This is a genomic window from Salinisphaera orenii subsp. orenii MK-B5 (assembly GCF_003788635.1).
GTDB classification, from domain to species: domain Bacteria; phylum Pseudomonadota; class Gammaproteobacteria; order Nevskiales; family Salinisphaeraceae; genus Salinisphaera; species Salinisphaera orenii.
In genome coordinates, this window is record NZ_AYKH01000044.1 from 48,054 (window position 1) to 69,204 (window position 21,151).

The window sequence follows — 21,151 nt, forward strand, 5'->3', positions numbered from 1 at the left end:
GAATGACAGCCCCGACTGTCATCGTCGTCATTCGCGGTCCGGATCGGTGTTGTCGCGGTCGGAATCGCTGTAGGCGACCTGAGCATAGTTGACCACCGCGACGAGCATGACGCCGCCGAGTATGTTGCCGAGCAGCGTCGGCAGGAAGAACACGCCGAGGAACTCGCCGATGCCGTTGACGCCGCTGAACACGCCGTAGAGCGCGGCCACCGAGCCGGCGATGATGTGCGGGAAATGCGCCAGGCCGATGAGATAGCTCACCAGAATGATCACGCCCACGCGCGCGGTCTCGGCGAACGGCATGAGCCAGAGCATGAGCGCGACCAGCCAGCCGGCGAAGATCGCGCGCACGAACATGGTGGCGAAATCGTATTTGTACTCGGAGGCCGCGATGCTGGCCAGGGCCTCGTTGATCTTGGGATCGAGCACCTTGAAGTACGACAGGGTCGCGGCGAATATCGCCGTGCCCAGCATGTTCGCGAGCAGCACCACCACCCAGAGATTGAACGTGCGCGTGAGCACGCCCACCGAGCGCACGCGCAGGACTTCCAGCACCGGGGTGAGCGTGTTCTCCGTGAACAGCTGCTGGCGGCCGAGAATCACGAACAGAAAGCCCATGGCGTAGCCGAAACTGGCGATGATCGGGCGCCAGTCGGCGTCCGGGGTGTAGTTGTAGAGCACCGCCTGGGCGACCAGCGAGAAGCCCATCGACAGGCCCGCGCCGAGCGCGGAGAACGCCAGACCGGGCAGGGGGCGGGTGAGTTCGGATTCGGCCTCGCGGCGAATCGCCTCGTAGACCACCGCGGCGCTCGGCGCTTCGCGCCGGCGCGCATCGCGCTTCTGCTGATAATCGAGATCGTGTTCTCGGTGTTCGACTTCGGCCATGGATGTTCTGCCTCGATAGGGATGATGCATTCTAGGACTTAACGTGGGCGCGGTATGCACGCGGATTGGCGCGCCTTCGCTATCATCGCGGTATGCGCTCGTTTTCCCGACGACACGCCGGCCCGTGGCTGCTGCTACTGCTGCTGATCTGCGCCGGTGCCGCCGCGGCCGCGCCGTCCGAGCGCGCACGCATCCTCGCCAGCCACCACCACGACCCGGATGCGTTCACCCAGGGCCTGCTCGTGGCCGACGGCCTGCTCTACGAGAGCACCGGCGGCTACGGCGACTCGAGCCTGCGCCGCGTGGCGCCGGCCAGCGGCGAGGTGCTGCAGACGCGCTCGCTGTCGCGCGATCACTTCGGCGAGGGCCTGGCGCGCGTCGGCGCGCGGCTCTACCAGCTCACCTGGAAGGCCGGCATGGCCTTCGTCTACGACCGCGACAGCCTGGCGCGCATCGATCGGCTGACCTACGAAGGCCAGGGCTGGGGCCTGACCTACGACGGCGCCCACCTGATCATGAGCGACGGCAGCGCCACGCTGCAGCTGCGCGATCCGGACGACTTCCGCCGCGTCGGCGCGCTCGAGGTCACCGAGAACGGCCAACCGGTCGACGAGCTCAACGAACTCGAGTACATCGACGGCGAGATCTGGGCCAACGTCTGGTATCGCGACCGGATCCTGCGCATCGACCCGCGCACCGGCGACGTCATCGCCAGCCTCGACGCCGCGCCGCTGCGCGCGGCGCTGCCGGCGGATGCCGAGGCCGGGGTGCTCAACGGCATCGCCTACGACGCCTCCGCCGGCCGCATCTATGCCACCGGCAAGAACTGGCCGCGGCTGTTCGAGATCGCCCGGCCGACCGCCGGCCGGGCTGATCCCGGCGCGAGCCTCAGCGCTGAATGACCGAGCCGTCGTCGTCGAGCAGCGGGTAGCTGCCCTGCTCGTCGTGGTCCTCGGGGCCGACCAGCGACGGCGAGAAGCAGCAGAGCACGGTCATGCCCTTCTCGCTGGAGAGAATATGCTGCTGGTGCTTGTCCAGCGCATAGAGCACGCCGGGCTTGAGGTCCCAGGTGCCGCCCTCGGTGAGATCCTCGATCCGGCCTTCGCCCTCGATGCAGATCACCGTCTCCTTGTGGTTCTTGTACCACATGTGCAGCGCGCAGCCGGGCTTGACGTAGGTCTCGTGGAACGAGTGGCCCATGCCGTCGGCCCGCAGCGTGTAGCGGCGGCTGACGAACTTCTCTTCGTCGACGGCGGTTTTTTCGGCGTCCTGATGGGTGCGTACGAGCATGAATCCTCCTCGTGGCTCGTTGTGATGAAAATCGGTGTGGCCGCGGCTAGCGCCGCCATTTCGCGAACATCTCCTTCATGGAGTCGCGGATCACGTCTCCGGCTTCGGGATCGCCGCCCAGCATCGAGGTCATGAAGCCCTTGGCCTGCTCGAAGCCGATATGCGGCGGCAGCGGCGCGATCCCGGGATCGGTGTAGGCGTTGATGACCACCGGCCGGTCGGCGGCGAGCGCTTCGCGCCAGACCGCGTCGATGGCCTCGGGTGATTCGATGCGCAGGCCGGTCAGTCCCAGCAGGCGGGCGTATTCGTCGTAGGCGAAGTCGGGCAGATCCTGCGAGGTCTCGAACTTGGGATCGCCCTCCATCACCCGCTGCTCCCAGGTGACCTGGTTGAGATCGCGATTGTTGAGCACGAGCACCACGGCGCGCGGATCCCTCCATTCACGCCAGTAGCGGGCGACATCCATCAGGGCCTGGTTGCCCAGCATCTGCATCGCCCCGTCGCCGACCATGGCGATGGCCGGGCGCCCCGGCTGGGCGAACTTGGCCGCGAGCAGATAGGGCAGTGCGTTGCCCATCGAGGCAAGCCCGCCGGAGACCGAACCCGCCATGCCGCGCCGGACGCGCAGATAGCGGGCATACCAGTTGGTGCCCGAGCCGACGTCGCAGGCCAGCATCGCGTCCGCCGGCAGATGCCGCGACAGGCCGGCGAACACCGCCTGCGGGTTGACCGGGTCGGCCGCGATTTCGGCGCGCTCGTCCATCAGGCGCCACCAGTCGCGGGTCTTGTCGATGAGGGTGTTCTGCCACGCGCGATCGGTCTTGCGGGTGACGCGCTCGGCCAGCGCCGCGAGCGTGGTGGCGGCGTCGCCCGCGAGATTGACCTCGATCGGATAGCGCAGGCCGAGCGCCTCGGCGTCGATGTCGATCTGGACCGCGCGCGCCTGGCCCTCCTCGGGCAGGAACTCCGCGTAGGGGAAGCGGGTGCCGACCAGCAGCAGGGTGTCGCAGTCGGCCATCATGTCGGCGCTGGGCTCGGTGCCGAGCAGGCCGACCGTGCCGGTGACGTAGTCGACGTCGTCCGGAATCATGGTCTTGGCCAGGATCGCCTTGGCGATGCCGGCGCCGAGGATGTCGGCCAGGGCCAGGAGCTCGTCGACCGCGTGCTTGCAGCCCGCTCCGGCCAGGATCGCGACCTTTTCGCCGGCGTTCAGCACCGCGGCCGCGGCGTCCAGATCCGCGGGCTCGGGCACGGTGCGCGGCGGGCGATAGCCGATGCCGGAGAACACCGCCCCGTGGCTGCGCGGGGGATCGACCATGGGCAGATCCTGGACATCGTTGGGCACGACGATGGCCGTGACCGTGCGCCGGGCGGTGGCGATGCGCAGGGCCTGATCGACGAGATGGCGCGCCTGCGGCGCATCGGCGACCAGATGCACGTAGTCGCCGGCCACGTCCTTGTAGAGTGCGGTGAGGTCGATCTCCTGCTGATAGTCGGTGCCGAGGCTCATGCGCGCCTGCTGGCCGACGAGGGCGACCGCGGGTACGTGATCCTTCTTCGCATCGTAGAGACCGTTGAGCAGGTGCACCGCCCCCGGCCCCGAGGTGGCCACGCACACGCCCGGCGTGTCGGTGAACTTGGCGTGGGCCGCCGCGGTGAAGGCCGCGATCTCCTCGTGGCGCGTCGGAATCAGGCGCGGCCCGGCCTCGGCGCGGCGCAGCGCCCCCATGACGCCGTTGATACCGTCGCCGGAATAGCCGTAGACGCGCTCGACGCCCCATTCGGCGAGCCGCGAAACGATGAAGTCACCGACTGTCTGACCCATGGCCTGCCCTCGACTGGACTGCGGGCCCCGAGCCTACTTCGCGACTGCATCATGCAGCCATCCGTCCGTCTACTGACGGGCCGCCGACGCCGTGGCGGCCGGCGCGAACGAATCGGCCCGCGCCCGGGCCCAGTCGGCGCGATAGGCCTCGGGGATGCGATCGGCCAGAAAATCGCCGGTGGCGACCGGCGGCTCGATCTCGGCGAAGGTCTCGGCGTGGCCGTGCTCCGGGCGATGCTTGATGTGCGCGTAGGTCAGATCGTCCGGATCGTCCAGGCCCATCGTGCCGACGATGTCGAGAAACGACTTCACGGTGGCGTCGTGGTAGTTGCGCACCTGCAGCGATTTCTTCAGCACGTCCAGGGCGGCCGCGCGGCGCGGATCCTGGGTGGCCACGCCGGTGGGGCAGGTATCGGTGTGACAGCGCCGCGCCTGGATGCAGCCGACCGAGAACATGAACGCCCGCGCGGCGTTGCACATATCCGCACCGAGAGCGATCTTCTCGACCATGTCGAAACCCATCACGACCTTGCCGCTGGCGATCACCCGAACCTGATCGCGCACGCCGATGCCCACGAGGCAGGCGTGCACGAACGGCAGGGCGTCGTCGATGTAGGTGCCGATGAAGTCCTCGAACTCGGCCGGCGCCGCGCCGGTGCCGCCCTCGGCGCCGTCGACGGTGATGAAATCCGGCACGATCCCGGTCTCCACGATCGCCTTGCAGATGCCCATGAACTCGTGCCGATAGCCCAGACAGAGCTTGAAGCCCACCGGCTTGCCGTCGGCCAGCGCCCGCAGCCGGTCGACGAAGCGCAGCAGCCTGAGCGGGGTGTCGAACTCGGGGTGGGACGCCGGCGAGGCGCAGTCCCGGCCGGGCTCGATCTCGCGCACCCGGGCGATCTCGTCGGTGACCTTCGCGCCCGGCAGCAGGCCGCCGTGGCCGGGCTTCGCGCCCTGCGAGATCTTGATCTCGATCATCCGGACCTGATCGGTGCGGGCCTTGCTCGCGAACTCGTCGGGGTCGAAGCGGCCCTCGTCCGTGCGGCAGCCGAAGTAGGCCGAAGCGATCTCCCAGATCAGATCGCCGCCGTCGGCCCGGTGGTGATCGCTGATCGCCCCCTCGCCGGTGTCCTGGGCGAAGCCGCCGAGCGCGGCGCCGCGGTTCATCGCCGCCACCGCGTTGCCGGACAGGGAGCCGAAGCTCATCGCCGAGACGTTGAGCCGAGAGGCGTCATAGGGTCGGCGACACTGATGATTGCCGATGACGAGCCGGCCGTGGCGGGCGTCGACCGACTTCGGCGCCATCGAGTGCAGGGCGAAGTTGTAGCCGGGGGCCTCGAAATCGCGAATGGTGCCGAACGGGGCGGTATCCGGCGCCGCGGCCCCGCGCGCATAGACCATCTCGCGCTGCTCGCGTGAGAACGGCCGGCCGCTGGTCTCGGATTCGAAGAAATACTGGCGCAGCTCCGGGCGGATGAATTCGAGCATGTAGCGCAGATGACCCACGATCGGGAAGTTGCGCAGCACGTTCCGGTCGGAAGCGAGATCGAACGCGCCGACCCCGACCAGCGCGGCGGGTATCAGCCACAGCACCAGCCACGCCGGCGCCAGCCAGACGAGCAGCCCGCCGGCGAGCAGCGTCAGCGCGACGAAACCGGCGTAGATCAGGCGTGGATAACCGAACATGCGACCCCTCGCATCCTATGTCGATGCATACAGCATGTGCCGGCCGATCGCGGCAGGACAATCGGGGCACCTACCTACTTACCGATACAGAAGCTCGAGAAGATCGCGCCGAGCAGATCCTCGCTGGTGAAGGCGCCGGTGATCTCGCCGAGGGCGGCCTGGGCCACGCGCAGCTCCTCGGCCAGCAGTTCACCCGCGGCATCCACGACGAGCCGGTCGTGGCCGCGGTCGAGCGCGGCGTCGGCGCGGGCCAGCGCCTCGAGATGCCGCCGGCGCGCGACGAAATCGGGTTCGCTGTCGCCGGCCAGACCCGCGGCGCGACGCAGATGTGCCGCCAGCGCGTCGAGGCCGGCACCGGTCGTTGCTGAAAGCCGAACCGCCTCGCGGCCCGCGAGCCTCGTCTCTCCGGCCGCCGCGCCGCTGAGATCGATCTTGTTGGCGATCACGCTGACCGGGCAGCGGTCGCCGATCTCCTCGAGCAGGCAATGGTCGTCCGGACCGGGGCCGCGGCTGTCGTCCACGACCAGCAGCACCCGATCGGCCTGGGCGAGCTCGGCGCGGGCGCGGCGCACGCCTTCGGCCTCGATCGGGTCGTCGGTCTCGCGCAGGCCCGCGGTGTCCACGAGCGTCAGCGGCAGGCCGTCGATCGCCAGCTGCTCGTGCAGGACATCGCGCGTGGTCCCGGCGATTTCGGTGACGATGGCGGTGTCGCGCCGGGCCAGCCGGTTGAGCAGACTGGATTTGCCGACGTTCGGCGCGCCCAGGATCACTAGCCGCAGGCCCTCGCGCAGCCGCGCGCCCTCGCGCGCCCGATCGATGAGCGCGGCCAGCCGCCGGCGGATGTCGGCCAGGCGTCCGGCGATCTCGCCGTCGCCGAGGAAATCGACATCGTCCTCGTCTGGGAAGTCGATCGCGGCCTCGGTATAGACCCGCAGCTCGATCAGCGCGCTGCGCAGCGCCTCGATCTCGCGGGCGAAGACGCCCTCGAGCGAGCGCATGGCGGCTGACGCCGCGGCGCTGCTGCCGGCGTCGATGGCATCCGCGATGGCTTCGGCCTGATCGAGACTGAGCTTGTCGTTGAGAAAGGCGCGGCGCGAGAATTCGCCGGGTTCGGCCAGGCGCGCGCCCAGTTCGAGCAATCGGGCCAGCAGCCGATCCACGAGCACCGGGCTGCCGTGGCCCTGCAGCTCCAGTACGTGTTCGCCGGTGAACGACGCCGGGGCCGGAAAATACAGGGCCACGCCGCGGTCGAGCGCGCGGCCGTCGGCCCCGGCGAAGGCCGCAACGACGGCCCGGCGCGGCGACGGCAGCCGACCGAGCAGGGCACGGGCGATGGCCGGCACCGCCGGCCCGGAGACGCGAATCACGGCGACCCCGGCCCGACCGGCGCCGCTGGCGAGCGCGGCGATCGTGTCGGGGCCGTCGCTCACGCCGGCGCGGTCAGCTGTTGGCGGCCTTGTGGCCGAGGCCCTCGGCGTCGAGCTTGCGGTAGATGTACCACTGCTGGCCGATCGACAGCAGGTTGTTGGTGCACCAGTAGAGCACCAGGCCCGCCGGGAAGAAGGCGAAGAACACGGCCAGACCCACCGGCATGATCTGCATGATGCGCTGCTGCATCGGGTCCATGGTCACGTTCGTGGTCAGCCGCTGCTGCAGGAACATGGTCACGCCGAACACCACCGGCAGGATGTAGTACGGGTCCGGCGCGGACAGATCCTGGATCCAGAGCATGAACGGCGCATGGCGCAGTTCGACCGATTCCCGCAGCACCCAGTACAGCGAGATGAACACCGGCATCTGCACGAGCATCGGCCAACAGCCGGCCAGCGGGTTGAAGCCCTCCTTCTTGTAGAGCTCCATCATCTTGGACTGCAGCTTCTGGCGGTCGTCGCCGTACTGCTCCTTGAGCTGCTGCATGCGCGGTGCGAACTTGCGCATGCGCGCCATCGCCCGGAACTGCGTCTCGGAGAGCTTGTAGAAGCAGAGCTTGATGAGGAAGGTCAGCAGGATGATCGCCACACCCCAGTTGCCGACCAGCGCGTGCAGGTGCTCCAGCACCCAGAAGATGGGCTTGGCGAGCACCGTCAGCCAGCCGTAGTCCACGGTCAACCCCAGCCCCGGCGCCACGGCGTCGAGCTGGTCCTGCAGCTTGGGACCGACGAACAGCGTGGTCTCGAACTCGGCGCTCGCATCGGCCGCGATCGATTCCTTGGTGCCGATGAACCCGCTGGCAAACCCGCCCTGCGCCCCGGAGACGTCCTTGGGCCGGGCGAAGAAGCGCGCCTTCGCGTCGGGGGGCGGAATCGCCGCACCGATGAAGTAATGTTGGATCATGGCGATCCAGCCGCCCTCCTGGGTCAGCTGGACGGGGTTCTCGGCGAGCTCGCCGTGGGATTCGTTGCGATAGCTGTAGCTCCCCTCGTCCTTGCGCTCGTACCAGCCCACGCCGAAGAACGCCTGAGCGAAGGGCACATCGCCGGTGATCTCGTGCGGAGTGCGCCAGAAGCGCACGTACTGCGACAGCGTCCAGGGTTCGCCGGAGCGGTTGCGGACCTCGTGGCTGAGCCCAATCCGGTAGCTGTCGCGGTGGAAGGTATAGACCTTCGTGACCTCGTGGCCGGTGTCATTGGTCCAGGTCAGCGGGACCCGCAGGGTATCCTCGCCGTCGGCGAGCTTGTATTCGTTCTTTTCGCTGCGATAGGTCGTGTTGTGATCGGGCGCGTCCGCCGAATCGCCCACCAGGCCGCTCTGGGCGATGAAGAAGTTGGGCAGGCTGTCGTTGATCAGCCGCAGATTGGTGTCGGGCCGATCGGAGGAGACCGGCACGCCGCGCAGCTGCACCTGACGCAGGTCGCCGCCGCGGGTATCGATCACGAGATCGAACTTGTCGGTAACGACGTGAACGCGCTGTCCCTGGGCCATGGCATCGCCGACGACCTGACCGGGCGCACTCGCGTCATCCGAGGCGGCGCCGCGATCGCCGTCACTCATGCCGGCTTCGTCGCCCGAATCCGGTGCCGAGGCCAGATCCGGCACGTCGTCATCTTGGCGGTAGTCCCCGGCCGTGGCGTCGGCGCTGTCGGCCGTGGCCTCCGCCTGGGTCGGCGCATAGTCCGTCTGCCACGCCTGATACAGAAAGAAGCAGATGACGCCGACGGCGCAGAGCAGAGCGAAACGAATGTTTTCCATGCGCGGCTAGATCCCTAACGTTGGCGGTCGCCGCCGGCCGCGGCATCGAGGGCGGCGACAGGTGCCGCGTTGCGGGCCACTCGGGGCCAGACGCCGGCAAGTTGCGCGAACAGCGCCTTGTTGTCCATGGCGGCCGTCCGGCTGCGTGCCAGCACCACGACATCCACCGAACCGAGCTCGGGGCGTGCGTGCCGAAACGATTCGCGCAGGACGCGCTTTATCCGATTCCGGTCCACCGCCCGCGCGATTCGCCGCTTGGCCAGCGCGAGGCCCAGCCGTGCCGGCTGGCCGTCACCGGCTGCCGCAATCAGCACGAACCCCGGGCAGACCGTCTTGTCGCCCTGAGCGAACACCGCCCGGAACTCGGCTGCATTGCGCAGGCGCGCTCGCGGCGGAAATGACGCCTGCGACACCCGGGGCGGCTAGGGCGCGAGGCGCTTGCGGCCCTTGGCGCGGCGCGCGGACAGAACGCGGCGACCGTTCTTGGTCGCCATGCGCGCACGAAAGCCGTGCGTGCGCTTGCGATGCAGATTACTCGGCTGATACGTGCGTTTCATGAGGCTCTCGATCCGGCGCCCGGCAGGGCACTCTTCGTTAAAAGACCGCGGATTCTAGTCGCCCGTACGGCCGCGTTGCAAGCCTGAATCGAGCTGTGGATAACCTGTCGACACTGCGCTACCGTAGTCGGCCGGGCGTCGCGGTGCACGCCCATCCCGGCGATGGAGTTCACGACTTTGGCTGAAACGCTCTGGCAACGCTGTCTTACGCATATCGAAACGCGTCTGCCCGAGAAGGACGTCAACCTCTGGCTTCGGCCGCTGGAGGCCGATTTCAACGAGGGCGGACTCGATCTGATGGCGCCCAACGAGGTGGTACGGGATCAGGTCGAGCGCGAGCTGCGCACCCCGATCGCGAACGCGCTCAGCGAGATGGGCGAGCTGCCCAAGCGCATTCGCGTACTCGTCGGCGGTGGCCAACGCACGAGCGCACCGGCCACCGCGGAACCGGCGGCGGCCCCCTCGGCCACGCGCCACAACCTGGACGGTCGCTATACCTTCGAGACCTTCGTCCAGGGCAAGTCCAACCAGATCGCCCGGGCGGCAGCCGAACAGGCCGCCGATCCCGACAACGTCGCCTACAACCCGCTGCTCATCTACGGCGGTGTGGGTCTGGGCAAGACCCACCTGATGCAGAGCGTGGGCAACCGGCTGCTCGCCAATCAGCCGCAGGCGAAGGTCGCCTACGTACGCTCGGAGCACTTCGTCAACGAAATGGTCACCGCCATCCGGCACAATCGGATGGATCGCTTCAAGGGCCATTACCGTTCGCTCGACGCCCTGCTGATAGACGACATCCAGTTCTTCGCCGGCAAGGACCGTTCGCAGGAGGAGTTCTTCCACACCTTCAACTCGCTGCTCGAATCGAACCAGCGGATCGTGATCACCTGCGACCGATTTCCGAAGGAGGTGGAAGGCCTCGAGGACCGACTCAAGTCACGATTTTCCTGGGGCCTGTCGGTGGCCGTGGAACCGCCCGAGCTGGAAACCCGGGTCGCCATCATGCTCTCGAAGGCCGACTACCACGGGATCACACTCCCACAGGAGGTCGCTTTCTTCATCGCCAAGCGGGTGCGCTCGAACGTTCGCGATCTGGAAGGAGCGCTGCACCGGCTCAAGGCCTCCGCGCAGATCACCGGCACGCCGATCACGGTGGACTTCGCCAAGCAGGCGCTGCACGACATGCTCGCGGTCTACGACCGGCTGGTCACGCTCGAGAACATTCAGCGCACCGTCGCCGAGTACTACAAGATGCGCCTCACGGACCTCCTCGGCAAGAAACGGACGCGATCGATCGCGCGACCGAGGCAACTCGCCATGGCGCTGGCCAAGGAACTGACCAATCACAGTCTGCCGGAAATCGGCCAGGGATTCGGTGGACGCGATCACACGACCGTTCTCCACGCCTGCCGCAAGGTCAAGGAACTGCGAGAGACGGATGCACGGGTGGACGAAGACTACGCGAACCTCAGCCGGATACTCACAAGCTGACTGTGGATAAGCTCGGGACAAACAGAAGACAACGACAAACTCCGCAAGCCAGGAGCGGTTGACCACATTCCATCCACAGCTGTGCCACAGCCTTCAAGCGATTCGGACAGCAGAGTTATAAACAAGACATATCGTTGTTTATAAATGGAAAACAAGAGAAATCAACAGCCAAGTCAGTCGTCTATTATTACTACTACTATCTTTTCTTAGGGACTCTCAAGACAAAAGGGACCACGGCTAAACGGGAGCCGCAGCCATGCAATTTTCGATACAGCGCAGGGATCTACTATCGGCCCTTCAGACCGTCATCGGCGTCGTTGAACGACGCCAGACCATGCCGATTCTCTCCAACGTGCTGTTCAAGGCCGATAACGATCGACTCATACTGACGGCGACCGACCTCGAACTTGAACTAATAACCGAATGTAGCGCTGTCGTCGGTCAACCCGGCAGCGCTGCCGTACCCGCACGAAAACTTCTCGACATCTGCCGAGGTCTTCCGGACGACGCCGAGGTACAGTTGTCACAAGAACAACAGCAAACACGTGTGCAATCGGGCCGATCACGCTTCACGCTCGCCACCCTGTCCGCCCAGGATTGGCCCCATCTTGATGAAGTCGAAGCCGGCGACCAGTTCACGATCCCGGAAAGCACACTTCGAGGACTGCTCGAGCGCACACATTTCGCGATGGCCCACCAGGATGTGCGGTATTACCTCAACGGTCTGCTACTGGCACTGCGTTCTGACCGTCTGCGATGTGTCGCTACAGACGGTCACCGCCTCGCACTCAGCGACGCCGAAGCGACCATCGACATCGAAGAACCTACGCAGGCGATCATTCCACGCAAAGCGATCACCGAGCTCGTACGCCTTCTGGACAACAGCGATGCCGAGATCAATATCCAGTTGTCCAGCAAACACCTGCGGCTACAGCTGCCCGGCCTCGTATTCACCACGAAGCTGATCGATGGCCGTTTTCCCGATTACGAGCGGGTCATTCCGACCGATGTCGACAAGATCATGGCCGCCAACCGCGACGTCATCCGCCAGGCCTTGTCGCGCACCGCGATTCTGTCGAACGAGAAGTTCGGTGGTGTCCGACTGGCCCTGAGCGAACATACGCTTCGTCTACAGGCTCAGAACGTGGAGCGTGAGGAAGCCGAAGACGAGCTTCAGGTCAGCTACGATAATCAACCGATGGAGATCGGATTCAACGTGAATTATCTGCTGGAAGCGCTCGGTGCGATGCGCAGCGAAGAGTTCACCCTCTCACTTTCCGGCCCGGACAGCAGCGGACTACTGCAGGCGACGGACGACCCGTCGACGCGTTACGTCGTCATGCCCATGCGACTCTAGCCCCGCCAAGATGCAATTGACGCGGCTTCGATTGACCGATTTTCGCTGTTTCGAGGCACTCGAGATCAATCCAGGCCCGGGCGTCAACGTCATCACGGGCGATAACGCCTCCGGGAAAACCAGTCTTCTGGAGGCGCTTTACATTCTGGGCCGCGGCCAATCGTTTCGACACGCAACGGCTCGTCCCGCGGTCCGGGAGGGACAGACCGCATTCACGGTGCACGGCTTGATCAGGTCCGGCGAACAACGCAGCCGGCAGTTGGCGGTGCAGCGCGATCGTCGCGGCATGCACTATCGCTGTGATGGCAACCCAAGCACGACCCGCCTCGATCTCGTCAACGCATTCCCGCTCCAGCTCATCGACCCGAATCTGCATCGCCTTCTGGAACAGGGGCCGCGTTATCGCCGGCATTTTCTCGACTGGGGCGTGTTCCACGTGGAACAGGCGTTCTTTCCCGCATGGCATCGGTACCGACGCGCTCTGCGGCAGCGCAATCGCGCGTTGAAGGCGCGCTGGGCTAAAAAGGACGTCATTGCATGGGACGCCGAGCTCGTGCACAACGCCGAAATCGTTGACGCCTGCCGACGTGCCTATATCGAGGATATACGCCGTTATATGCCGGCCCAGGCGGAACGCCTGCTCGGTGAGGCGACGATCGCCATCGACTATGAACCCGGCTGGCGCCACGATGAGGGGTTCGGCGCCGCCTTGGCGGCCGGTTTGGATCAGGATCAACGGATGGGTTTCACCCAGCGCGGCCCCCACCGTGCCGATCTCCGGATATCAGTCGCTGAAACGACGGCCCGGGACTGGGTATCACGGGGGCAACAGAAAGTTCTTACAGCGGCGTTACTGATTGTCCAGGCCCGTTTGCTGCACTTACGGCGCGGCGTGCAGCCGATCCTTCTTGTCGATGACCTCGCGGCCGAGCTGGGGCCGCAGTACCGCGACGGGCTCGCCGCGGAGATCGCCGCCCTCGGCGGTCAGTGCTTCGTTACGTTTCTGGAGGCCGCACTCGTTCCGGCCGCGCTGACACCGCGACGATTGTTCCACGTGGAACAAGGGCGCGTGACGGCCCATGGCGACGACGCGTGCTAAAATCACGCGGTTAAGCGCGAGTTCCCACTAACGGCGGTCTGGTCATGGCGGAAAACAACGGCGAATACAATTCCAGCAGCATCAAGGTGCTCAAGGGGCTGGAGGCCGTCCGCAAGCGCCCCGGGATGTACATCGGCGACACCGATGACGGTACCGGTCTGCATCACATGGTGTTCGAGGTCGTCGATAACGCGATCGACGAAGCGCTGGCCGGATACTGCCACGAGATCAAGGTCATCATCCATCGGGATCAGAGCATCACCGTCACCGATGACGGCCGTGGCATCCCCGTGGACATGCACGAGGGCGAAGGCAAGCCGGCCGCCGAAGTGATCATGACCGTGCTGCATGCCGGCGGCAAATTCGACGCCAATTCGTACAAGGTTTCCGGCGGTCTCCACGGCGTGGGCGTATCGGTCGTCAACGCGCTTTCGGACCGGCTGGAGCTCGATATTCATCGTGATGGGCAGAATTACCGCCAGCGTTACAGCATGGGTGAGCCGCTCGACGCGTTGAGTGCCGTCGGACCCACCGAACAGACCGGTACCTCGATTCATTTTCATCCGAGCGCCGATGTCTTCAGCAACATCGCCTACAGCTACGATATTCTCGCCAAACGCCTGCGCGAGTTGTCGTTCCTCAATTCGGGGGTCCGCATCCGGCTCATCGAGGAGGCCAGCGAACGCGACGTCGTATTCGAGTACGAGGGCGGCATTCGCGCGTTCGTGGAGAATCTGAACGAAAACAAGACCAAGCTTCACGAAACGGTCTGTTATTTCACCGCCGAGCGCGACGACATGGTCGTTGAAGTGGCGATGCAGTGGAATGATTCCTACCAGGAAAGCGTGTTCTGTTACACGAACAACATTCCCCAGCGTGACGGCGGCACCCATCTGGCCGGATTCCGCGGCGCGCTGACCCGTACCCTCAACGGTTACATCGAGACCGAAGGCCTGGCCAAGCGTGAAAAGGTCAATCCCGCGGGCGATGACGCTCGCGAGGGGCTGACCGCCGTCATCTCCGTGAAGGTGCCGGATCCGAAGTTCTCCTCGCAGACCAAGGAAAAGCTGGTTTCCTCGGAGGTGCGCGCCGCTGTCGAATCCTCCGTCAACGCCCATCTGAGCGATTTTCTGCTTGAAAACCCACGCGAGGCCCGCCTGATCGCCGGCAAGATCATCGAGGCGGCCCGCGCCCGGGATGCGGCGCGGCGCGCCCGTGACATGACGCGCCGGAAGGGCGCGCTCGATATCGCGGGTCTCCCCGGCAAGCTGGCGGACTGCCAGGAAAAGGATCCGGCGGCCTCCGAACTGTTTCTGGTCGAGGGCGACTCCGCCGGCGGGTCGGCCAAACAGGGGCGGGACCGCCACTATCAGGCGATTCTGCCCCTCAAGGGCAAGATCCTGAACGTCGAGAAGGCGCGTTTCGACAAGATGCTGTCCTCGGTCGAGGTGGGAACCCTGATCACGGCGCTGGGCTGCGGGATCGGTCGCGACGAATTCGACCCCACCAAGCTGCGCTATCACCGCATCATCATCATGACCGACGCGGACGTCGACGGTTCGCATATCCGGACGCTGCTGCTGACGTTCTTCTACCGCCAGATGTTCGCCCTGATCGAGGCGGGCTACGTCTATATCGCGCAGCCGCCGCTGTACAAGGTCAAGAGCGGCAAGCAGGAACATTACGTCAAGGACGACCGCGAGCTGAGCAACTATCTGCTGCGGCTGGCGCTGGGCAAGGCGCAGCTGCGCGTGTCGGCGGACGCCCCGCCGATCGCCGACGAGGCGCTGGCGGATCTGTCGCAGCGCTACATGGACATGCTCGAGGACATCGACCGCCTGACCCGGCGTTTCGATCCGGCGACGCTCATGGAGATGACGTATCTGGAGGCGGTGACGACCGACATGTTCGCCGACGAGGGGCGCATGCAGGCCTGGGCCGACGCGCTGCAGGCGCGGCTGGATGCACGAAACGAAGCCCGCCACCGCTATGCGGTCCAGATCAAGCCGGCGACCGACGACCGGCCGCTGCATCTGCAGGTCACGCGTTTCAGCCACGGGATCCCGCATACCTTCGTCTGGCACGAGGACTTCTTCACCGGCCCTGAATACCAGCGCATGGCAACACTCGGCGGCGAGCTGCGGGCCCTGATGGGCGACGACGCGGTGGTGTCGCGTGGCGAACGCAGTGCGACGGTGGATACCTTCGATGCGGCCTACCGCTGGTTGCTCGAGGAGGCCAAGCGCGGGCTCAACGTGCAGCGCTACAAGGGCCTGGGCGAGATGAATCCGGAACAGCTCTGGGAAACTACGATGGATCCGGATAGCCGCCGGCTGATGCAGGTCAAGATCGAGGACGCGGTCGGCGCGGATCAGATCTTCACCACGCTCATGGGCGATCACGTCGAACCGCGGCGCGCCTTCATCGAGCGCAATGCGCTGATGGTCTCCAACCTGGACGTGTAACCCGGCCAGCGGCGGCCAGACCGACCGCGTGCCGGCTGCTACTGGCGCCGGCGCCTGTTCTTGCGGGCGGCGATCAGGGCGTCGGCGGCGGCGGCGAGATCCGTATGGCTCTCGACGTCCGCGAGTGCCGGTGCGTCGGTATCGACGCGCTTGCCGGTTTCGACGAATATCGGGTGCAGGCCCGCGGCCCGTGCGGCCTCGACGTCCGTGACGCTGTCACCGACGAAGGGCGCACCGCGGATCGTGCGCCCGAGTCGGCGTCCCATGTCCTCGAACAGCCCGATTTGCGGCTTGCGACAGCCGCAGCCATCGTCGGGGCCGTGCGGGCAGAAGAAGATGCCGTCCACGTGGGTGCCGAGATCGGCCAGCATGCGTGTCATCTTGTCGTGCACGGCGAACAGGCCGTCGTAATCGAACAGGCCACGGGCGAGGCCGGACTGGTTGCTGGCCACCATCACGGTCAGACCCGCGTGCTTGAGCCGCACGATGGCCTCGAGGCTGCCGGGGATCGGCCGCCACTCCGCCGGCGACTTGATGAAGTCGTCGCTGTCTTCGTTGATGACGCCGTCGCGATCGAGGATGACCAGATTCATGGGATTAGTCTAGCGCCAATCGCGAGACGTCCACCACCTGGCGGCACAGGCCGTCGAGCGCCTGCAGCAGGGCGAGGCGATTGTCGCGCAGCGCCGGGTCGTCGACCATCACCATGACCTGATCGAAAAAGGCGTCGAGCGGTTCGGCCAGCATCGCGACCTGCTCCAGGGCCGGTTCATAGCGCCGAGTCTGCACCGCCTCCGCGATCGCATTCTGGCGTGCCGCCATGCTTTCGGCCAGCGCACGCTCGGCCGGTTCGGTAAGACGCGCGGACTCGAAACCCGCGCCATCCGCGGCCACCGCGTTCTTGCGCAGGATGTTGCGTATCCGCTTGTGGGCGGCGCAGACGACCGCGGCCGCGGGCAATTCGGCGAAGGCGGTTACGGCCCGGATGCGCGCCTCGAAATCGGTCATGTCCACGAGATCGAGGGCGGCCACGGCGTCGAAGCGGTCGCCGCTGATGCCGCGATCGCCGTAATAGCCGCGCAGACGTTCCATGTGGAACATCCACAGGGCGGCGGCCGTATCCTCGGCCCCATCCACGGGCTGCAGTGCGACGGCGGTGTCGATCGCACTCGCGAGGTCGATCGGAAGCTCGGCTTCGATCAGCGTGCGCAGCACGCCGAGGGCGGCCCGGCGCAGCCCGAACGGATCCTTGTCGCCGCTCGGGCGCTTGCCGATGGCGAAGATGCCCGCCAGCGTGTCGAGACGATCCGCCAGCGCGAGCAGTTGGCCGACGCGCGTCGATGCGATCGGCGCTCCGGCGGCCGCCGGAGCGTACTGCTCGGCCAGGGCCGTGGCGACGGCCTCCGGCTCGCCGGCGTCGCGGGCGTAATAGCAGCCCATCACGCCCTGAAGGTCGGGAAACTCGTCGACCATTTCGGTCAGCAGGTCGGTCTTGGCGAGTGCCGCGGCGCGTTCGACGTGGTCGTGCTCGGCACCGACGGCGGCGTTGAGATGCCGCATGAGGCGGCCGATGCGCGCGCTCTTGTCGGCCAGCGATCCCAGCTCCTTCTGGAAGCTCACGCGGGCCAGGCCGTCGATGTGGGCCTCGAGACCGTGCTGGCGATCCTGCTCCCAGAAGAACAGGGCGTCGGCCAGCCGTGGCCGCACCACCCGTTCATTGCCGGCGATCACCTGGGCCACGTCGGCGCTGTCGATGTTGGCCACCGTCACGAAGGCGGGCAGGAGTGCGCCGTCCGGCCCCTCGACCGGGAAGTAGCGCTGGTGCCCTTCCAGCGTGGAGATCAGTACCTCGCGCGGTAGAACCATGAAGCGCGCGTCGAAGTCGCCGCTGATCCCCACCGGCCATTCCACGAGTGCGGATACCTCCTCCGCCAGGGCGTCGTCGATCAACGCCCGCCCGCCGCGCTCGGCGGCGGCGGCCTCGACCTGCTCGACGATGCGGGCCTTGCGACGGTCGGGGTCGACGATCACGCAGCCGGGATCGCGCAGCCGGGCGGCATAGTCGGCCGCTCGAGCGAGCGCGATGGGCTCGGGGTGATGGAATCGGTGCCCGCGGGTGACGCGATCCGCGCTTTCTTCGAACACCGTCAGCGGGACGATGGTGTCGTCGTGCAGCGCCACCACCCAGTGAACCGGCCGCACGAAGGCCGCCTCGGAGTCGCCCCAGCGCATGCGTTTGGGGATCGGCAAACGGCGCAGCACCTCGTCGACCGCCGGCTGAAGCAACGACGCGAGCGGTTTGCCCGGTTCGGTGCTGCGATAGACGAGGCGTTCGCCCTTGTCGCTATCCTCGCGTACGAGTGCCTCGACCCGGGTGCCCAGCGATCGCGCGAAGCCCTCGGCCGCGGCCGTCGGCGCGCCCTCGTCGTCGAAGGCGATCGCCACCGTCGGGCCGGCCTTCTCGATGGCCGCCGGCGCGGTTTCGGCCGCGACGTCGTCGATGGTCACGGCCAGACGGCGCGGCGTCGCGTGACGCGTGACGGCGCCGCGCTCCAGGCCCGCCTCGTCCAGGGCAAGGGCGAGACCGTCGGCGAATGCATCGGCCAGTCGACGCATGGCGTTCGGCGGCAGCTCCTCGACGCCGATCTCGATGAGCAGCGGTGCGGTCATGCGGCCTCGTGGGTGTTGTCGAGCATGGGGAAACCGAGCGCTTCGCGCGAGTCGTAATAAGCCTGCGCGCAGGCGCGTGCGAGGGTCCGCACACGCAGGATGTAGCCCTGGCGTTCGGTCACGGAAATGGCGTGTCGGGCGTCGAGCAGATTGAACACGTGCGAGCATTCGAGCATGCGTTCATAGGCCGGTAGGGGCAGTTCGGCTTCCACCAGCCGCCCGCACTCGCGCTCGAGTGCATCGAAGCGCGCCAGCAGCGCGTCCACGTCGGCGTACTCGAAGTTGTAGCGGGACTGCTCCACCTCGTTCTGATGGTAGACGTCGCCGTAGCGGATCGTGCCCGCCGGCGAGGAGGACCACACCAGGTCGTAGACGCTCTCGACGTTCTGCAGATACATCGCGATGCGCTCCAGGCCATAGGTGATCTCCCCGGCGACCGGCCGGCAGTCGAGCCCGCCGACCTGCTGGAAATAGGTGAACTGGGTGATCTCCATGCCGTTGAGCCAGATTTCCCAGCCCAGGCCCCAGGCGCCGAGCGTGGGCGATTCCCAGTTGTCCTCGACGAAACGCACGTCGTGAATCGTCATGTCCAGGCCCAGAGCCTCGAGCGACGCCAGATACAGCGATTGAATGTCCTTGGGCGACGGCTTGAGCAGCACCTGGAACTGATAATAGTGCTGCAGCCGGTTCGGGTTGTCGCCGTAGCGGCCGTCGGTGGGACGTCGCGAGGGCTGCACATAGGCCGCGCGCCACGGCTCGGGGCCGATCGAGCGCAGGAATGTGGCCGGATGGAACGTGCCGGCGCCCACCGGCATGTCCAGCGGCTGCACGATGGCGCAGCCCTGTTCGGCCCAGAATGTCTGCAGCCGGAAGATGAGCTGTTGGAAATCCATGCCAGAACCCCTTGAAACAGGCCGGAAGTATAACGGAAGCCGCCCCGTTCACGGCAGATCGCGGTCTGAACCAAAACAGTGCATATCGACTCGAAAGCATCGTTTTCGTGCATTATGTGCGCGATAATGTGGCGTTCGCCGCCCCTGTGCCCCGATGAAGCGCGTCCGTGACGTGGCATGGAAACTGCGTTTATAGTGGTTGTCCTCGCGACACTGCCGCCGACACGGCAGCCGAGTCCACACACAAGGAGTCATCATGTCGAGTAGCGAAGCGCTCAAACTCATCAAGGAAAGCGAAGCCAAGTTCGTGGACTTCCGCTTCTGTGACACGCGCGGCAAGGAACAGCACATGACCATGCCGGCGCATGTCGTCGACGAAGAGTTCATGGAAGAAGGCAAGATGTTCGACGGCTCGTCCATCGACGGCTGGAAGGGCATCAACGATTCCGACATGGTGATGATGCCGGACGACAGCACCGCGGTGCTGGATCCGTTCTTCGAGGAGCCCACGGTCATCATCCGCTGTGACGTCCTCGAGCCGAACACCATGATGGGCTACGAGCGCGACCCGCGTACCGTCGCCAAGCGTGCCGAGGCCTATCTCGCCTCCACCGGCATCGCCGACACCGCCCTGTTCGGGCCGGAGGCCGAGTTCTTCGTGTTCGACTCCGTGTCCTGGCACAACGAGATGAAGGGTGCCGGCTTCTCGATCGATTCCGAAGAGGCCTGGTGGAGCAGCAACAAGGCCTATCCGGAAGGCAACATGGGCCATCGGCCCGGGATCAAGGGCGGCTATGTCCCCGTGCCGCCCGTCGACTCCCACCAGGACGTGCGCTCGGCCATGTGCCTGGCCATGGAAGAGATGGGTCTGACTATCGAAGTGCACCACCACGAAGTGGGCACCGCCGGTCAGGGCGAGATCGGCATGCTGTTCAACACGCTGGTGAAGAAGGCCGATGAGCTGCTCGTCTACAAGTACTGCGTGGCCAACGTCGCCCACAGCTTCGGCAAGACCGCGACCTTCATGCCCAAGCCCCTGGTCGGCGACAATGGCACCGGCATGCACGTGCACCAGTCGCTGTCCAAGGACGGCAAGAACATCTTCTCCGGCGAGGAGTACGGCGGCCTGTCCGAGGAAGCCCTGTTCTACATCGGCGGCATCATCAAGCACGCCAAGGCGATCAATGCCTTCGCCAATGCCTCGACCAACAGCTACAAGCGCCTGGTCAAGGGCTTCGAGGCCCCGGTGCTGCTGGCCTATTCCGCCCGCAACCGCTCGGCCTCGATCCGCATCCCGTGGGTCTCCAGCCCGAAGGCGCGTCGCATCGAGGTCCGCTTTCCGGATCCGACCGCGAACCCGTATCTCGCCTTCACCGCGATGATGATGGCCGGTCTCGACGGCATCCAGAACAAGATCCATCCCGGCGAGGCCATGGACAAGGATCTCTACGATCTGCCGCCGGAAGAGGAAAAGGCCATCCCGACGGTGGCCCAGTCGCTGGAGGAGGCGCTCAAGGCGCTGTCCGACGACCGCGACTTCCTCAAGAAGGGCGACGTGTTCACGGACGATCTCATCGACGGCTACATCGAGCTCAAGATGGAGGAAGTGCTGCGTCTCAAGATGAGCACGCATCCGGCCGAGTTCGAGATGTACTACTCCTGCTGATTCAGGGGAGATCGGAGCCGGCGTCGCCGGCCCCGATCGGCGGGGCGCGTCCGTTGTCGGGCGCGCCCTTTTTTATGT

17 protein-coding genes are annotated in these 21,151 nt (G+C 66.0%); 6 read left to right on the forward strand and 11 right to left on the reverse strand.

Annotation, left to right across the window (positions count from 1 at the left end; genetic code table 11):
* Positions 1-27: 27 nt before the first annotated feature.
* A complete protein-coding gene (locus SAOR_RS16315) occupies positions 28-885 on the reverse strand; it encodes a formate/nitrite transporter family protein (RefSeq protein ID WP_123592009.1) in 858 nt (285 codons plus the stop codon).
* Positions 886-977: 92 nt separating this feature from the next.
* On the opposite strand from SAOR_RS16315, the gene SAOR_RS16320 reads away from it, so the two are divergent.
* Positions 978-1,787 carry a glutaminyl-peptide cyclotransferase gene (locus tag SAOR_RS16320; protein WP_123632354.1) on the forward strand — a complete coding sequence of 270 codons (810 nt, stop codon included), beginning with the start codon at positions 978-980 and terminating at the stop codon, positions 1,785-1,787.
* Here the strand turns inward: SAOR_RS16320 and SAOR_RS16325 are convergent.
* The 7 genes from SAOR_RS16325 to rpmH form a co-directional block, all read right to left on the reverse strand.
* The gene (locus SAOR_RS16325) at positions 1,774-2,175 is read right to left on the reverse strand and encodes an ectoine synthase (protein ID WP_123592007.1); all 402 of its coding nucleotides are present in this window, start codon (positions 2,173-2,175) and stop codon (positions 1,774-1,776) included. The two genes, SAOR_RS16320 and SAOR_RS16325, sit on opposite strands and share 14 nt — an antisense overlap.
* A gap of 46 nt (positions 2,176-2,221) precedes the next feature.
* Positions 2,222-4,000 carry a thiamine pyrophosphate-requiring protein gene (locus tag SAOR_RS16330; protein WP_123632355.1) on the reverse strand — a complete coding sequence of 593 codons (1,779 nt, stop codon included), beginning with the start codon at positions 3,998-4,000 and terminating at the stop codon, positions 2,222-2,224.
* Between the two features lie 69 nt (positions 4,001-4,069).
* Complete coding sequence (locus tag SAOR_RS16335) at positions 4,070-5,686, reverse strand: FMN-binding glutamate synthase family protein (protein WP_123632356.1); 1,617 nt, start codon at positions 5,684-5,686, stop codon at positions 4,070-4,072.
* A 74-nt stretch (positions 5,687-5,760) separates the two neighbouring features.
* Positions 5,761-7,116, reverse strand: a complete 1,356-nt coding sequence (gene mnmE / locus SAOR_RS16340; RefSeq protein ID WP_123632357.1) for a tRNA uridine-5-carboxymethylaminomethyl(34) synthesis GTPase MnmE — start codon at positions 7,114-7,116, stop codon at positions 5,761-5,763.
* 10 nt (positions 7,117-7,126) lie between these two features.
* Entirely contained in the window at positions 7,127-8,875 is a 1,749-nt protein-coding gene (yidC, locus tag SAOR_RS16345; RefSeq protein WP_123632358.1) for a membrane protein insertase YidC, read from the reverse strand.
* Positions 8,876-8,889: 14 nt separating this feature from the next.
* Positions 8,890-9,288, reverse strand: a complete 399-nt coding sequence (rnpA, locus tag SAOR_RS16350) for a ribonuclease P protein component (protein ID WP_123592002.1) — start codon at positions 9,286-9,288, stop codon at positions 8,890-8,892.
* Between the two features lie 9 nt (positions 9,289-9,297).
* Positions 9,298-9,432, reverse strand: a complete 135-nt coding sequence (rpmH, locus tag SAOR_RS16355; RefSeq protein WP_123592001.1) for a 50S ribosomal protein L34 — start codon at positions 9,430-9,432, stop codon at positions 9,298-9,300.
* 162 nt (positions 9,433-9,594) lie between these two features.
* On the opposite strand from rpmH, the gene dnaA reads away from it, so the two are divergent.
* From dnaA to gyrB, 4 genes are all read left to right on the forward strand, one after another.
* On the forward strand, positions 9,595-10,923 hold the full coding sequence (gene dnaA, locus SAOR_RS16360; protein WP_123592000.1) for a chromosomal replication initiator protein DnaA: 1,329 nt from the start codon (positions 9,595-9,597) through the stop codon (positions 10,921-10,923).
* A 256-nt stretch (positions 10,924-11,179) separates the two neighbouring features.
* A complete protein-coding gene (gene dnaN, locus SAOR_RS16365) occupies positions 11,180-12,280 on the forward strand; it encodes a DNA polymerase III subunit beta (RefSeq protein WP_123632359.1) in 1,101 nt (366 codons plus the stop codon).
* Between the two features lie 10 nt (positions 12,281-12,290).
* Positions 12,291-13,379 carry a DNA replication/repair protein RecF gene (gene recF / locus SAOR_RS16370; protein WP_123632360.1) on the forward strand — a complete coding sequence of 363 codons (1,089 nt, stop codon included), beginning with the start codon at positions 12,291-12,293 and terminating at the stop codon, positions 13,377-13,379.
* 44 nt (positions 13,380-13,423) lie between these two features.
* The gene (gene gyrB, locus SAOR_RS16375) at positions 13,424-15,844 is read left to right on the forward strand and encodes a DNA topoisomerase (ATP-hydrolyzing) subunit B (protein ID WP_123591997.1); all 2,421 of its coding nucleotides are present in this window, start codon (positions 13,424-13,426) and stop codon (positions 15,842-15,844) included.
* Between the two features lie 38 nt (positions 15,845-15,882).
* On the opposite strand, the gene gmhB is transcribed toward gyrB, so the two are convergent.
* Genes gmhB through glyQ form a run of 3 tightly spaced genes read right to left on the reverse strand, consistent with a single transcriptional unit; the run spans position 15,883 to position 19,407 of the window.
* Complete coding sequence (gene gmhB, locus SAOR_RS16380) at positions 15,883-16,437, reverse strand: D-glycero-beta-D-manno-heptose 1,7-bisphosphate 7-phosphatase (protein ID WP_123591996.1); 555 nt, start codon at positions 16,435-16,437, stop codon at positions 15,883-15,885.
* Positions 16,438-16,441: 4 nt separating this feature from the next.
* The gene (glyS, locus tag SAOR_RS16385; protein WP_123632361.1) at positions 16,442-18,514 is read right to left on the reverse strand and encodes a glycine--tRNA ligase subunit beta; all 2,073 of its coding nucleotides are present in this window, start codon (positions 18,512-18,514) and stop codon (positions 16,442-16,444) included.
* Entirely contained in the window at positions 18,511-19,407 is an 897-nt protein-coding gene (gene glyQ / locus SAOR_RS16390; RefSeq protein WP_123591994.1) for a glycine--tRNA ligase subunit alpha, read from the reverse strand. The genes glyS and glyQ overlap by 4 nt, the downstream gene beginning before the upstream one ends.
* 256 nt (positions 19,408-19,663) lie before the next feature.
* Here glyQ and glnA point away from each other — a divergent pair, with 256 nt between their 5' ends.
* Positions 19,664-21,073: a glutamate--ammonia ligase gene (gene glnA / locus SAOR_RS16395; protein WP_123591993.1), complete on the forward strand. Its 1,410-nt coding sequence runs from the start codon at positions 19,664-19,666 to the stop codon at positions 21,071-21,073.
* The last annotated feature ends 78 nt before the right edge of the window (positions 21,074-21,151 follow it).